The 14,733-nt window shown below is 55.4% G+C and carries 14 protein-coding genes; 4 read left to right on the top strand and 10 right to left on the bottom strand.

Annotation, left to right across the window (positions count from 1 at the left end; translation table 11 throughout):
- The first annotated feature begins 1 nt into the window (after window position 1).
- Genes PW844_RS27960 through PW844_RS27950 form a run of 3 tightly spaced genes read left to right on the top strand, consistent with a single transcriptional unit; the run spans window position 2 to window position 1,654 of the window.
- Window positions 2-553 carry a SiaB family protein kinase gene (locus tag PW844_RS27960; protein WP_299459675.1) on the top strand — a complete coding sequence of 184 codons (552 nt, stop codon included), beginning with the start codon at window positions 2-4 and terminating at the stop codon, window positions 551-553.
- A 7-nt stretch (window positions 554-560) separates the two neighbouring features.
- Complete coding sequence (locus tag PW844_RS27955) at window positions 561-947, top strand: DUF1987 domain-containing protein (RefSeq protein ID WP_299459672.1); 387 nt, start codon at window positions 561-563, stop codon at window positions 945-947.
- Window positions 944-1,654, top strand: a complete 711-nt coding sequence (locus tag PW844_RS27950) for a GGDEF domain-containing protein (RefSeq protein WP_299459669.1) — start codon at window positions 944-946, stop codon at window positions 1,652-1,654. The genes PW844_RS27955 and PW844_RS27950 overlap by 4 nt, the downstream gene beginning before the upstream one ends.
- Here the strand turns inward: PW844_RS27950 and mrdA are convergent.
- The 10 genes from mrdA to prfC all read right to left on the bottom strand — a co-directional run bounded on the left by mrdA (window position 1,651) and on the right by prfC (window position 12,868).
- Window positions 1,651-3,543 carry a penicillin-binding protein 2 gene (mrdA, locus tag PW844_RS27945; protein WP_299459666.1) on the bottom strand — a complete coding sequence of 631 codons (1,893 nt, stop codon included), beginning with the start codon at window positions 3,541-3,543 and terminating at the stop codon, window positions 1,651-1,653. The genes PW844_RS27950 and mrdA overlap by 4 nt on opposite strands.
- Window positions 3,544-3,702: 159 nt before the next feature.
- Complete coding sequence (gene deoD, locus PW844_RS27940; RefSeq protein ID WP_139810955.1) at window positions 3,703-4,416, bottom strand: purine-nucleoside phosphorylase; 714 nt, start codon at window positions 4,414-4,416, stop codon at window positions 3,703-3,705.
- Window positions 4,417-4,449: 33 nt separating this feature from the next.
- The gene (gene deoB / locus PW844_RS27935) at window positions 4,450-5,673 is read right to left on the bottom strand and encodes a phosphopentomutase (RefSeq protein ID WP_299459660.1); all 1,224 of its coding nucleotides are present in this window, start codon (window positions 5,671-5,673) and stop codon (window positions 4,450-4,452) included.
- 95 nt (window positions 5,674-5,768) lie between these two features.
- Complete coding sequence (gene deoA / locus PW844_RS27930) at window positions 5,769-7,091, bottom strand: thymidine phosphorylase (protein WP_299459657.1); 1,323 nt, start codon at window positions 7,089-7,091, stop codon at window positions 5,769-5,771.
- 64 nt (window positions 7,092-7,155) lie between these two features.
- Complete coding sequence (gene deoC, locus PW844_RS27925) at window positions 7,156-7,935, bottom strand: deoxyribose-phosphate aldolase (protein ID WP_299459654.1); 780 nt, start codon at window positions 7,933-7,935, stop codon at window positions 7,156-7,158.
- A 269-nt stretch (window positions 7,936-8,204) separates the two neighbouring features.
- Window positions 8,205-8,981 (bottom strand): TatD family hydrolase, encoded by a 777-nt coding sequence (locus PW844_RS27920; protein WP_299459652.1) that lies wholly within the window; start codon window positions 8,979-8,981, stop codon window positions 8,205-8,207.
- Window positions 8,978-10,030: a patatin family protein gene (locus tag PW844_RS27915; RefSeq protein ID WP_299459649.1), complete on the bottom strand. Its 1,053-nt coding sequence runs from the start codon at window positions 10,028-10,030 to the stop codon at window positions 8,978-8,980. The genes PW844_RS27920 and PW844_RS27915 overlap by 4 nt, the downstream gene beginning before the upstream one ends.
- A 145-nt stretch (window positions 10,031-10,175) precedes the next feature.
- Window positions 10,176-10,337, bottom strand: coding sequence for a DUF1328 domain-containing protein (locus tag PW844_RS27910; RefSeq protein ID WP_013510475.1), 162 nt, complete (start codon window positions 10,335-10,337; stop codon window positions 10,176-10,178).
- Between the two features lie 66 nt (window positions 10,338-10,403).
- A complete protein-coding gene (gene osmY / locus PW844_RS27905) occupies window positions 10,404-11,018 on the bottom strand; it encodes a molecular chaperone OsmY (RefSeq protein ID WP_299459638.1) in 615 nt (204 codons plus the stop codon).
- Between the two features lie 260 nt (window positions 11,019-11,278).
- Window positions 11,279-12,868 (bottom strand): peptide chain release factor 3, encoded by a 1,590-nt coding sequence (gene prfC / locus PW844_RS27900; protein WP_299459635.1) that lies wholly within the window; start codon window positions 12,866-12,868, stop codon window positions 11,279-11,281.
- A 281-nt stretch (window positions 12,869-13,149) separates the two neighbouring features.
- Here prfC and PW844_RS27895 point away from each other — a divergent pair, with 281 nt between their 5' ends.
- Window positions 13,150-14,724 (top strand): hypothetical protein, encoded by a 1,575-nt coding sequence (locus PW844_RS27895; RefSeq protein ID WP_299459632.1) that lies wholly within the window; start codon window positions 13,150-13,152, stop codon window positions 14,722-14,724.
- Window positions 14,725-14,733: the final 9 nt, after the last annotated feature.

The raw sequence follows: 14,733 nt of genomic DNA, 5'->3' as shown, positions 1-14,733 counted from the left end.
CATGAATCACGAGTCGCACGCCAGCGTCGCATCGCCGGACCAGGTGGCACTGCATTACACCGGTTTTTTTTCGCCACAGAACATCACGGCGATGGGCGAGGTGATTAAAGTCTTTCTCGAAAACCAGCAGGCCCCGGTGAAGGTGCGTCGTCGCCTGTTTTCCAGCTTTGTCGAGATTGTGCAGAACATTTTGCGTTACTCACAGGACAGTCGCGCCCTGAGCCATGAAGAACAGGATTTCCGCTTTGGCACCGTTTGTCTGCGCGTAGATGGCGACAACTACGTGCTGGAGAGCAGCAACCTGGTCGATCAGGCCGCCTGCGACCAGTTGCGTTACTGGCTCGATATGCTGCGCGCCATGAGTGACGAAGAGATCAAACAGGCGTATCGGGTGGGTCTGCGCAGTGAAAGCCCTGCCACCAGCAAAGGGGCAAATATTGGTTTACTGACGCTGGCACGCGATGTCAGCGAACCGCTGGAGTATGAATTGCGTCCGCTGGAGACCAGCGATTTCGCGACGTTTTGGCTGAAAGCTACCATTCACCAGGATTGATGTTGTTATGCAAAACCTTGTTATCGCTGCGACAGACAGCACCCCCGACGTTGACTTCAATTTTGCCGATCGCCTGTTTTCCCTGCGCGGTGAATCCTGGCCGGAGAATGCCGCCGCCTTTTATCGCCCGCTGCTGGATGCACTGGAAAGCTGGACCCCGGATGGCCAGGGCCAGCTTACGGTCAATATCGCCCTGCGCTACTTCAACAGCTCCAGCACCAAGATGCTGTTCAGCCTGTTCGATTTGTTCAACCAGCTGGCGCAGGATGGGCAAACGGTGGAGCTGAACTGGTTCTATGATGCGGAAGATGATGTTTCTGAGGAGTTTGGTCAGGAACTGGCGCTGGACTTCACCGAACTGCAAGTGCAATTGCAGGCGGAAATGCCCTCATGATGGACCTCAATGAGCTGTTCCGCGAAGAGAGCGAAGTGCTTAATCGCTCACAGGATGTGGCGGCTCAGACCTCACTCAGCGCCGAGGACTATCGCGATGCGCTGCTGAGGCTTAATCGCCATTATCAACGTCTGATGCGCGATACCTATCGGTTGATTTCGCGCAGTGACCGCGCAGAACGCGAACTGAACCGCGTCAATGAACAGCTCAACCGGCTGGCGCAAGAGCTGGAATATAAAGCCACCCATGACCCGCTGACGGCGGTGTGGAACCGCAGCGCCATTATTCAACGCATTACCCATACGCTGACCAGCGGCCCGGCAGCGCTGATTATTCTCGATATCGACCACTTCAAGAAGATCAACGATGAGTTCGGTCATCCGATGGGTGACAAAGTGATTTGCGAACTGGTGTCGCGCGTGCAGGCGCACTGCCCGGCGGAAGCCAGTATTGGCCGTATCGGTGGCGAAGAGTTCACCGTGCTGCTGCCCTTTTTCCGGCTGTCCGACGCCGTAATTGTGGCGGGCGCAATTCACGCCTCGCTCAACGCCTCGCCGCTGGCAATACTGCCCGGCCAACTGGTGACCGCCAGCCTCGGCGTCAGCTATGGCAAGCCGGGTTCCGATTTCGAAACCCTCTACAACAACGCCGACGCCGCCCTGTATGACGCCAAACACCACGGCCGTAACCGGGTGTTCTTTCGTTAGTGCGCCGCTGGCGCGTTGGCGTTATTGGCCGTCTCCAGTGGTACGGCTGGTGGCGGCAGGAAGATATGATCGAGAATGTTGCGCATCACTGGCGCAGCGGTAATCCCTTCATTGCCCCCGTTCTCCAGAATCAACGCCACCGCCACTTTAGGATCGTTAAACGGCGCAAAGGCGGTATAGAAGATATGGTCGCGCAGGCGGACTGGAATCATCTTCGCGTTATAAGTCTGGTTCTGCTTGAGGCTAAACACCTGTGAAGTACCACTTTTCGCCGCAATGCCGTACGGTGCGGTGTGGAAGTATTTGTAGCCGGTACCGTTTGGCGCATTCGCCATGCCAAACATCGCATGACGCACCAGCGACCAGTACGGCGATTTCGGATCGCCAATTTGCGGCTGCGGTTCTTTGGGCTGATACGGTTGCTGCAGGGTGCCGAGCTGCACTTTCTCCAGCAGATGCGGATTGATGACCCGACCATTGTTGATCAGCGCCACCAGCGCTTTCACCATCTGAATCGGTGTGGCAATCCAGTAACCCTGACCAATGCCCACCGAAACGGTATCGCCCTGATACCAGCCCTTTTTATGCACCTTCTGTTTCCATTCGCGGCTGGGCAGTAATCCGGCATACTCTTCGTTCAAATCGATGCCGGTGGGTTTGCCGTAGCCAAACTGGCTGAGCATATGATGGATACGGTCGATACCCATCATAAACGCCACCTGATAGAAGAAGGTGTCGGCGGATTCCTCAATCGCGCGTGTCACATCCAGCATGCCGTGACCACTTTTTTTCCAGTCACGGTATTTGCGGTCGGTACCGGGCAGCGTCCAGGTCGGTGCGCCAAAGAAGGTGGTTTGTGGTGTGATCACCCCGGTCAGCAACGCCGACATCGCCATATAAGGCTTCACCGTTGAGGCCGGCGGATACAGCCCCTGGGTCACGCGGTTAATCAGCGGCAGGTTTTTATCCTGCAACAGGGTTTTATACGCCTGATAGCTGATGCCTTTTACAAACGGGTTGGGATCATAGCTGGGGCTGGAAACCATCGCCAGCACGCTACCATCGTGCGGATCTTCAATCAGCACCGCCGCGCGCTGGCCCACCAGCTGGCTTTCAACGTACTGTTGCAGATGCAGATCGAGGGTCAGATAGATATTCTTTCCGGCCACCGGCGGCACTTCTTTCAAGACCCGTACGATGCGGCCATGGTTATCGACTTCCACTTCCTGATAACCGGTTTTGCCGTGCAGCACCGACTCGTAATAGCCTTCAATGCCCTGCTTACCGATATTGTGGTCAGCGGCGTAGTTCTCGCCCACACCCTCTTCGTTCAGGCGTTTGAAATCGTTATCGTTGATTTTCGAAACGTAACCCACGACGTGCGCCAGATCGGCCCCATAGGGGTACTCACGATCCTGATAGGTATCAATGCTGACGCCGGTGAATTTGAACTGGTTAACCGAGAAACGGGCGACCTGCTCATCGGTGAGCTCTTCCTTCAGCACCACCGGTTTATAGCGGCTGTTTTGCTTGAGATTCTTCCAGAAGGTGTCGATCTCTTCCGGGGTTAAATCAACGATCGGCGTCAGTTCGGCGATGGTCGCCTTCATATCGTCGATTTTGTACGGTGTCAGCAGGATGTCGTACCAGGTGACATTGCGCACCAGCGGAATACCGTTACGATCGTAGATCAAGCCACGCGTCGGCGCGATGGGGATCATTTTGATGTCGTTTTCGTTGGATCGCGTCTGGTAGTAGCTATGCTGCTCAACCTGGATACGGTAGAGGTTAACGCCAAGAATAGTGAAACAAATCACCACCAGGGTAAAAGCCACGATCGCGCGGCGAATAAACAGTTTTTCTTCGGCTTCGAAATTACGGAAATTCATCAGGGGGGCTTAGTCTCTTCGTTATCCCGCTAATGATAGGGAGAGATAGCGTCAGAGCCAGCAGGAAGATGCACAAGCCTGGGTAAAAGTGTGTCAGATGTTTTCCGTAACGGCGCGATAAATCACGCCGTTACGGTATAAGCGATGTTCTGCGGGAAATTAATCCCCCAGCAACACCGATTCCAGCGCGATCTTGATCATATCGTTAAAGGTGGTCTGACGCTCAGCGGCGGTAGTCTGCTCGTGAGTACGGATATGATCCGACACAGTACAGATCGCCAGCGCTTTGGCACCAAACTCCGCAGCCACGCCGTAGATACCCGCTGCTTCCATCTCAACACCGAGGATGCCGTATTTTTCCATCACGTCGAACATTTGCGGGTCCGGCGTGTAGAACAGGTCAGCAGAGAAGATGTTACCCACGCGCGCGTCCACACCGAGCGCTTTGGCCGCATCGACTGCGTTACGCACCATATCGAAATCCGCAATCGCCGCGAAATCGTGATCTTTGAAACGCATCCGGTTCACTTTGGAATCGGTGCAGGCACCCATACCAATCACCACATCACGCAGTTTCACGTCCGCACGCACCGCACCGCAGGAGCCAACACGGATGATTTTCTTCACGCCAAAATCGGTGATCAATTCTTTGGTGTAGATCGAGCAGGAAGGGATGCCCATACCGTGGCCCATCACCGAAATTTTGCGACCTTTGTAGGTTCCGGTGTAGCCCAGCATGCCGCGTACGTTGTTCACTTCAACCGCATTTTCGAGGAAGGTTTCTGCAATGTGCTTCGCACGCAGCGGATCGCCCGGCATCAGAACCACGTCCGCGAAATCACCCATTTCTGCATTAATATGAGGCGTTGCCATCGTTATTTTCCTTATTAAAAATTGGTCGCTGTTTTACAGCATGCTTTTGCCGTAGTCCATGCTGGACAGGCCGAAATAATGCGCGATTGTCTGGCCGATATCGGCAAAGGTGTCGCGATAGCCAAGGGAGCCAGGTTTCACCTTCGGTCCGTAAATCAGCACCGGAATGTGCTCACGCGTATGTTCGGTGCCCTGCCAGCTAGGGTCACAGCCGTGGTCGGCGGTGAGGATCAGAATATCATCCTCCTTCACCTGCGCCATCAGCTCCGGCAAACGGCGGTCGAACAACTCCAGCCCACCGGCGTAACCGGCGATATCACGACGATGGCCCCAGGTAGAGTCAAAATCGACGAAGTTGGTGAACACAATCGACTGATCCGGCGCTTTTTTCATCTGCTCGATGGTGGCATCAAACAGCGCATCCAGCCCGGTGGCTTTCACTTTTTGCGTGATGCCCTGCTGTGCGTAGATATCCGCGATTTTACCGACGGAAATCACTTCACCGCCCTTCTCGTCCACCAGCTTTTTCAGCATCGTCGCTGACGGCGGCTCCACGGCGAGATCGTGACGGTTACCGGTACGCTCGAAGTGACCGGCTTTGTCGCCCACAAACGGACGCGCAATCACACGGCCAATGTTGTAGCCGCCTTCGGTCAGTTCTTCGCGGGCGATTTCACACAACGCGTACAGACGTTCGAGGCCGAAAGTCTCTTCGTGACAGGCAATCTGGAACACTGAATCCGCAGAGGTATAGAAAATCGGCTTGCCGGTTTTCATATGCTCCTCGCCGAGCTGGTCAAGAATCACCGTACCGGACGAATGGCAGTTGCCGAGGTAACCGGGCAGATCAGCTCGCTGCACCAGTTTATCCAGCAATTCCTGCGGGAAGCTGTTCTCTTTATCGGTGAAGTAACCCCAGTCAAATAACACCGGCACACCGGCAATTTCCCAGTGGCCCGACGGCGTATCTTTACCGGATGAGAGTTCGCTGGCGTAAGCATAAGCCCCGATAATCTCTGCGCTGGCGTCCAACCCCGGCGGGAAACGCCCGGTTGAGAGTTCAGCGGCTTTGCCCAGCCCAAGTGCCGTGAGGTTTGGTAAGTGTAGCGGCCCTGTGCGGCCTTCATTGGCCCGGCCTTCGAAGCACGCTTCGGCGATATGGCCGAGCGTATCCGATCCTTCATCGCCGAACTTAGCGGCGTCTTTGCTGGAGCCGATCCCAAAGGAGTCGAGAACCATAATAAAAGCACGTTTCATGCAAGTCTCCTGCGCAACTGCGCGATGACAAGTCAAAAAAAAGCGATCAGATCAGTATACCCGAACGGCTATTGCCTGGCACGCACCGGGCGCAACTATTCGCTGATGCGGCGATACACCACCGGTGTCTCTGCCGGGGCATTATCGCTGAGGGTGATGGCCGCTTTCACCGCCTGTGCCGCCTGCTGCCACTGCGCTTCCGACGCAGCATGGATCACCGCCAGCGGGCGCTGCGCATCGACAGGCGTACCGAGAGTAATCATCTCGCTCAGGCCAACGCTGTAATCAATGTTGTCACTGGCGCGCTGACGTCCGCCGCCAAGCGCCACCACCGCCATACCGAGAGCGCGGGTATCCATGGCGCTGACGATTCCCGGACGATCGGCATACACCGCTTTGCTCAGCATCGCCGCAGGCAGATAGTGATCCATGCGGGCGATAAAATCGGTCGGGCCTTTCTGTGCCGCCACCATGCGACCAAAGACCTCTGCCGCCTGGCCGTTATCCAGTACCCGCAGCAGCTGTTGCCGGGCTTCAGCCTCGTTAGCCGCCAGCCCACCGGAGATCAACATGTCGCTACATAACGCCAGTGTCACTTCCAGCAGGCGGGGATTACGCACTTCACCGGTGAGGAACTGCACCGCCTCGCGCACTTCCAGCGCATTACCGGCAGTGGACGCCAGTACCTGATTCATGTCAGTCAGCAACGCGGTGGTTTTGCAGCCCGCACCATTGGCGACGCCGACAATTGCCTGCGCCAGTTGTTCCGAGGCTTCGAAGGTTGGCATAAAGGCCCCACTGCCGACTTTGACATCCATCACCAGCGCATCCAGCCCTTCCGCCAGCTTTTTCGCCAGGATCGAAGCGGTGATCAGCGGGATCGAATCAACGGTGGCGGTGATATCGCGTGTGGCGTAAAAACGCTTGTCCGCCGGTGCCAGCGAGTTGGTCTGGCCGATGATCGCTACACCGTTTTGTTTGATGATCTCGCGAAAACGATCGTCGCTCGGGAAGATGTCAAAACCAGGGATCGCTTCCAGTTTATCCAGCGTACCGCCGGTATGGCCGAGGCCACGGCCGGAGATCATCGGCACGTAACCGCCACAGGCGGCGATCATCGGGCCAAGCATCAGCGAGGTAACATCGCCCACGCCACCGGTAGAGTGCTTATCAACAATCGGCCCGTTCAGGTTGAGTGCCTGCCAGTTCAGCACTGTACCGGAATCGCGCATCGCCATGGTCAGGGCGACACGTTCGGCCAGCGTCATGTCGTGGAACCAGATGGTCATCGCCAGCGCGGCGATTTGCCCCTCTGAAACGCTGTTATCTCGCACCCCGTTGATAAAGAAGCGGATTTCCGCCTCACTCAGCTCGTGGCCATCGCGTTTTTTGCGAATAATTTCTTGTGGCAGGAACAAGGTCGCCTCCCCGGCAGAAAAGCGCGCGATAAATCGCGCCGCTACGAATCGCAGAAATGAATAATCAGTACCCAGCTTTACCTGCCGTGGTGGCATGGCCCAGGGTGTTGAGCAGGCTCGCCAGCAGGCTGGACGCACCAAAGCGGAAATGACGCGCATCTGCCCAACCTGCGCCAAGAATATCGTCGGCCAGTTGCAGATAATGTGCTGCGTCTTCAGCGCTACGCACCCCGCCCGCCGGTTTGAAGCCGACCTGCTGCTGCACGCCCTTATCGCGGATCACGCTCAGCATGATCGCTGCTGTTTCTGGCGTGGCGTTGACAGGCACCTTACCGGTGGACGTTTTGATAAAGTCGGCTCCGGCATCGATAGCAATCTCGGAGGCCGCACGGATCAACGCGGGATCCTTCAGTTCACCACTTTCGATGATCACTTTCAGCAACACGCCCGCTTCGTCGCAGGCGTCTTTACACGCCTTCACCAGATCGAAACCGATCTGACGGTTACCCGCCATCAGCGCACGATACGGGAACACCACATCGACCTCGTCTGCCCCGTAAGCGATCGCTGCACGGGTTTCCGCCAGGGCAATTGCCAGATCGTCGTTGCCATGCGGGAAGTTAGTCACCGTGGCGATACGGATCTCCGGCGTGCCCTGCTCACGCAGCGCTTTGCGCGCCACCGGGATAAAACGGGGATAGATACAGATCGCGGCAGTGTTACCTGCAGGGGATTTCGCCTGATGACACAGGGCAATCACTTTTTCGTCGGTGTCGTCATCATTCAGCGTGGTCAAATCCATCAGTTGCAGCGCGCGCTGCGCCGCAGCGGTGATATCAGTCATGGTACTCTCCAGTGATCAGCCTGACGGATTACCCCCGCCAGAGAATGTGATAATTCTAACAACTCATGTGATAGCGAATTCGATCATGCGTCACATGAAAAAAGAAAACTGTGAAGATAATACATTTATTTAGTGACAAAAATCACAAAATAACCCGTACCCAACGCAAAACTGCGCAGAGATGGCATTGTGACTATTATCACATTTATCCAGCAAAATGTGTCAGTGTCGCCCTATTAATGTAGCCAATTCAGACAAGCCACGCTGGCTCAGGCAGGAAGGTTAAAGATGCGGAGGCTGTTTTGCCACAGCGCGCTGGCAATGACATCGGCAGGTTCAGGACGCAGCTGGCACAGCACATCAAATACCAGGCGCGCACGTTCGGGGCGATTGGGTTCTCCCTGATAACCATTGAGCGGCATATCGGGCGCATCGGTTTCCAGCAGCAGGGCATCCAGCGGCAGTTCGGCGATGGTATTACGGGTTTTGCTGGCGCGTTCATAGGTAATGGTGCCACCCACGCCGATAGCGTAACCCAGCTGAATAAAACGCTGTGCCTGTTGCAGGCTACCGGCGAAACCGTGCACCACGCCACGCCGTGGCAGATCGTGGCGACGCAGATGTAGCGCCAGCTGATCGTGGGTGCGACGCGAATGCAGTATCACCGGCAGATCATACTGTTTTGCCAGCTTCAGTTGACCATCCAGCAATCGGGTTTGTTTGTCGAACTGCGGATCGTCCATATAAAGATCGAGACCGATCTCTCCCAGCGCCACACGTTTTGTATCCGGCTGGCACAGGTGTTCGGCCAGTTGATCAACATGTGCATCCTGGTGCACGGCTATCTGGATCGGATGCAGTCCCAGCGCGGCATACAGCGCCGGATGCTGCTGCGCCAGCTCGCTGACGAGGGCAAACCGGCTGGCATCGACGCTCGGCACAATGATCCGTTCTACCCCTGCCTGTGCAGCGCGCTGGATGCTCGCCTGCGCATCATCCACGAACGGTGGGAAGTCGAAATGACAGTGGGTATCGATAAATCTCATGCCAGAGAACCTGCATCATAATCCGCATCGTTACCGGCCAGCGGAGGCGTGCTGACCTCGCGGTTATCCGGCGCATTCGCCACCGCAGCAGGGGGCGTCACCGTAGTATGCCGCACAAACGGCTCGGCATCACTCAGCCACTGGCCGAGTGTGGCGAGGAAATAACGGCCACAGCGCCGTCCCAGATGATAGTCCTGATTCAGCGACGCAATCCGGCTCCCAAGTGCATTACTCGCCAGCGGTTTCGGAGGAAAGATCTCAATGATGCGCAAATCGCCTGGTGGCTGCTCGATAAACTGCTGGATGTCGTGATAGCTCTCTTCATGCTGATGCAGGATATTGATCATCGGCTGCAAGGCGCTGTCACTGAGCCAGCGCTCCATACGCTTGATCCACTTTGGCGTGTACGACATCTGAGAAGGCACGGTGCGGATCACCACCACGGTATCGGCCCCTCGTCTGGCGGCTTCACGTACGGGGATCGCATCGCTGATCCCGCCATCGAGATAGCTGATCCCGTCCATTTCCACCCCGCTGCGATAAAAACCTGGAATGGCGCTGGAGGCTTTGATGATATCGAGCCAGGTGGAACGGGTAGGATTAAAATAGTGCGCACTGTAATCGTCACTGCGACAGGCACACATATAAAATTCGCTGCCTTTGGCAAACAATCCCTCAGCGGTATTCATCGCCAGCGGTAGCTCCTGACAGGTGATGTCCACCAGCCAGTCGAGATCAATCAGATGTCCGCCGCGCACAAAACGCACCGGATCGAAGAACAGTTTACTGGTGGTGTAACGGGTGATCACCCGCCGCGCATAGCCCGGTTGTGCGCAGACAAACGCCGACAGATTTTGCGCACCGGCCGAGGTGCCCAGCATCAGATGAAAAGGATTGAAGTTCGCGCGCTGAAACTCATCCAGCACGCCGGCGGTAAAGATACCGCGTTGTCCGCCGCCTTCGCAGACCAGCGCAATTTTGTTCGCTTTGAAAGGCGTGAGCGCCAATGGCTCGATGGTTCCCAACGTGACCGGGATGCGTATACCCAAGATGTGTCCCTCAGCGGTTCTTTCTCTGAGGGGTGCTTAAGCGCAGAATCGCCACCGCCAGCAACCCGGAGAACCAGTCATTATGATGCCCTGACTGGCCTCCGCTTCAGACTATTGCCGGGAGAGCGAAAGTTGACACGAAGTGTCAGGGTCGTTTACGCCCGGTAAACAGGCTGATGAGGAACAGAATAATACCGACAATAAAGACAATTTTAGCTGCCCATGCTGCCGTACCCGCCAGACCGCCGAATCCTAACGCCGCAGCGATCAGAGCGATCACCAAAAAGATAATACCCCAACGAAACATAAGCCTCTCCTTACCATAGTGAAAATCGAACTGCTTATACCTTCCATACTTCCCGCTGCAGGCGCGTTAAGATTTGACTGTCAGGTCATTCTTCACACTTTTCACGCCTTCAATGGCTTTCGCGATTTTCTCTGCACGATCTGACTGTGCCTGATTCGCGACAGTACCGGACAACTGCACCACCCCATCGGTGGTTTCCACTTTCACGTCACGTGATGGCACGATGTCGTCCGCTAAAAGTTTAGCTTTGATTTCACTGGTGGTTGCCGCATCACCGGCATAACCTTTCAGCGAAGCGGTTTTGCTGTCTTTAACGTGCAGCTTGTCACTGACGGATTTAACCCCTTCAACTTTCTGCACCACGGCGACGGCTTTTTCCGCCTGGTCCTGCGAACTGACAAAACCGCTGAGCGTCACCACACCCTGATGCGTTTTCACTGAGATATCCGTGCTTTTTATTGCTTCATCATCCACCAGTGCCGCTTTCGCTTTGGCGGTGATGCCGCTGTCATCCATAAACCCACCGACTTTTTTCATAGAACTATCGATTTTCGCACCTGTGCTGTCGGCCGTTGCCTGCGCTTTCTGCGACAGGGATTCATCAGCCAGCGCTGCACCACTCATCAGAGCGGAACCCGCCAGTGCAACAATCAGGGTTTTGGCAATCTTAGTCTTAATCATCGATATCATCCTTCTATCAGTTAACCCATCCGCAACCGCGAATGCGCCAGCAACAAACGGCGTTGCTGCGTTGATGGACGTAATGAAACCTGGTGGTCTCTTTTCTCGTCCGACAGGATAATCATAGACGGGATTGGGGGGTTTGCCGGTTTTTGTGGTTGATATCTCGCCAAAAAGCGAGAAAAGCAGCGTTTTTAAGAGGAGTCTGGAAGGGAAAAACAGGGCCAGTGAAAACCACAGGCCCTGATAAAAAACGACGATTAATGCTCGCGCGTTTTACGGAAGGTCACGTCAGGATAGCGTTCCTGAGTGATATTGAGGTTAACCATGGTCGGGGCGATATAGGTGAGGTTGTCACCACCATCCAGCGCGAGGTTGATTTCATTTTTGCGTTGAAATTCATCGAATTTCTTCACATCGTTGCACTCAACCCAACGCGCGGTCGACACGTTGACCGATTCATAAATCGCTTCAACGTTGTATTCGCTTTTCAGGCGCGCCACCACCACGTCAAACTGCAGCACACCCACCGCACCAACGATCAGATCGTTGTTATGTACCGGTCGGAATACCTGTACCGCACCTTCTTCTGACAGCTGCACCAGCCCCTTCAGCAACTGTTTCTGCTTCAGCGGATCGCGCAGACGAATACGACGGAACAGTTCCGGAGCGAAGTTCGGAATACCGGTGAACTTCATGTTCTCGCCCTGGGTGAAGGTGTCGCCAATCTGAATGGTGCCGTGGTTATGCAGACCGATGATATCGCCAGGATAGGCTTCTTCCACGTGCGAACGGTCACCTGCCATAAAGGTCAGCGCGTCGGAGATCACCACATCTTTACCGATACGTACCTGACGCAGCTTCATGCCCTTTTCATACTTGCCGGACACCACACGCATAAAGGCCACGCGATCGCGGTGTTTCGGGTCCATATTGGCCTGAATTTTAAATACAAAGCCGCTGAATTTCTCTTCTTTAGCTTCCACAATGCGCGTGTCGCTATGACGCGGCATCGGGGCTGGCGCCCAGGAAACCAGGCCATCAAGCATATGGTCAACGCCAAAGTTACCCAGCGCAGTACCGAAGAACACCGGGGTGATTTCGCCAGCCAGGAACAACTCTTCGTCAAATTCGTTAGATGCGCCCTGCACCAGCTCCAGCTCGTCACGCAGCTGTTGCGCCAGGTCTTCACCCACCGCTTTGTCGAGATCCGGGTTGCTCAGCCCTTTAACGATGCGCACTTCCTGAATGGTATGCCCCTGGCCGGTCTGATACAGGTAGGTTTCATCGTTGTAGAGATGATAAACGCCTTTAAACAGCTTACCGCAGCCGATAGGCCAGGTAATCGGCGCACAGGCGATCTTCAGCTCGTTCTCGACTTCATCCAGCAGCTCCATCGGATCGCGGATATCACGGTCAAGTTTGTTCATAAAGGTGATGATCGGCGTATCACGCAGACGGGTCACTTCCATCAGCTTACGGGTACGATCTTCAACACCTTTGGCGGCATCGATCACCATCAGACAGCAGTCCACCGCCGTCAGGGTACGGTAGGTATCTTCCGAGAAGTCTTCGTGCCCCGGAGTATCCAGCAGGTTGACCAGGCTGTCGCGATAAGGGAACTGCATCACCGAGGTAGTGATGGAGATACCACGTTGTTTTTCCATCTCCATCCAGTCGGATTTAGCGTGCTGATTGGAGCCACGGCCTTTTACCGTACCTGCGGTCTGGATTGCCTGTCCGAACAACAGAACTTTTTCAGTGATAGTGGTTTTACCGGCGTCCGGGTGCGAAATGATCGCGAAGGTACGGCGGCGCGCCACCTCTTGTAAAAAGGGAGCATTAGACATGAATGAAATCTTCTCAAAGGGCAACGCGCTCATCACGCGCTGCGAATAAATCAGGGTGGCCGGTAGCAACTCCGGCGGATAAACGGAACCCGCGGTGACGCAAGGGCATCTCATCGCGGCAGACCAGGCACGTTTTACATTGGCGGCAGTTCCGATTATCCCGTCAGCATTAAGGCGGCATAGCATACAATATTTCGACGGAGTGGGGAATCTGAGCGCTATCCGCAGCGAAACGAAGCGGGGTTCTATAATTATCCTTTATCCCCTGCGACGGAATCCCCATGTTTATCACCGCCACAACATCCCCATTCAGTCCCGGTACCACCGGGACAATGGATCAAACATCGTTTACCGCCACCATAACCGGGGTGGAGCAGAGCCATCAGCGTCTGTTTATGTCCCAGTTGCGAACGCGAGCAAAGATTCACGGCAACGCCTGCCTCGACGCGTTAAAAACCCGGTTTGCGGTTTACTGGGCAAAAGTACCCGCACAGGGCAGCATCGTGAACCGGGTGGAGGCATTGCTGTTTCAGTTTGAGCAGCAGGATCTGATGGGGATCACCGCGCGCGAGCTGCGGGAAGTGTTGCAGGAAAATAATCTCAAGGTGAACATCACCACCGTCAGTAGCGCACTGGGCACGGCCAGGGTGGTGGTCCCTCCGTCGGTTCAGCAGTGGATAGATACGCACCGGGACAAAGCCTGCCACAAACCCGGTACCCAGGCCTGGCTAAAAAGCCTGCTGGACCTGGATGGGTGCCCGGATTTGAAGCCATCGGTGATGCGGCTTGCCCTGCTAAAAGCTGGCGTTAACATTGCCACCACCATGCTGAGTGACGTGGCGATGACGGCCAAAGCGAATGTCTCCGCCCGACACGAGGCACTGATTAAAAGCCTGTGGGCCGGCTTCGCGGCGGAAGAATGTCTGATGAGCAAGCTGGTGATGCTACTGCGCCTGCCTGAATATCAGCAACTGGCATTGACCGTAAGACAACTCCAAATCGCGCTGGGTAAAACAGGCGTGACCGTAAGCCGCGAAACGATGATCAGCGCCAGAGCCGCCTTCAGGAGCAAAATTACCGTACAACAGCAGGCATGGTTTGATGCCAACCGCGCCATGTTCACCGGCTACACCCTGGGGGATAAGATAGAAAACCTGCTGCGCCAGGGTAAGCATCCCCCAATGATGCCAGCACAGCTATGGAACATGCTGCGTAATGCCGGTGAACAGGTCAGTTTTGCGATGGTGCGCCAGGCGATGAGGGGAGCCAAAGCTGCTGCCAGCCTGGTTGTGACAGCAGATCAGGAACAGGTGATTATTGCGGCCTGGAATCGGCTGAACAAAAGCAATATCAGTCTGGTGAAACTGCTGGGCACGATCCTAATCCAGCATGGGCATCTGGGGATCACTTCCGTGCATCTGAAACAGGCACTGAACAGAGCCGATATCTCCGTCAGCAATGTCGCGCTGGGGCTGGCACTGGCTGCCGCCAAAGCCGCCCCCACCCCGGAAGAACTCAGCCTGATCAGGCCACTCTGGGCCAACATCAATCGTGAGAAAATGATGGAGTTTCGCATCCGTGATTTGCTGGTCCAGAGCGGTATGCCGCAGGAGATAACCCCATCAAAACTACAACGCATCATGTGGGAGGCTGGCGAAGATATCTGTATCAAGACCTGTATCAATGCGATCAATGGCTTCGGCTCAGGGCCTGCGGTGCCTCCCCGGAAACGCACTCTCACCGCTGAAGATCAGGAGTTAGATGACATCCTCGATATGGCACTGGAAATGGACGCCACCCTCACCGGAAACCAGCATATTGCCTCCGACGATAGTCGCTGGATCGGGGTTCTATAATTCGCTTAT

This window comes from Pantoea sp. (genome assembly GCF_028283705.1).
Classification (GTDB): Bacteria; Pseudomonadota; Gammaproteobacteria; order Enterobacterales; family Enterobacteriaceae; genus Pantoea.
Note: the sequence above shows the minus strand (reverse complement) of the source record. Positions and strands in the feature narration are given on the sequence as shown.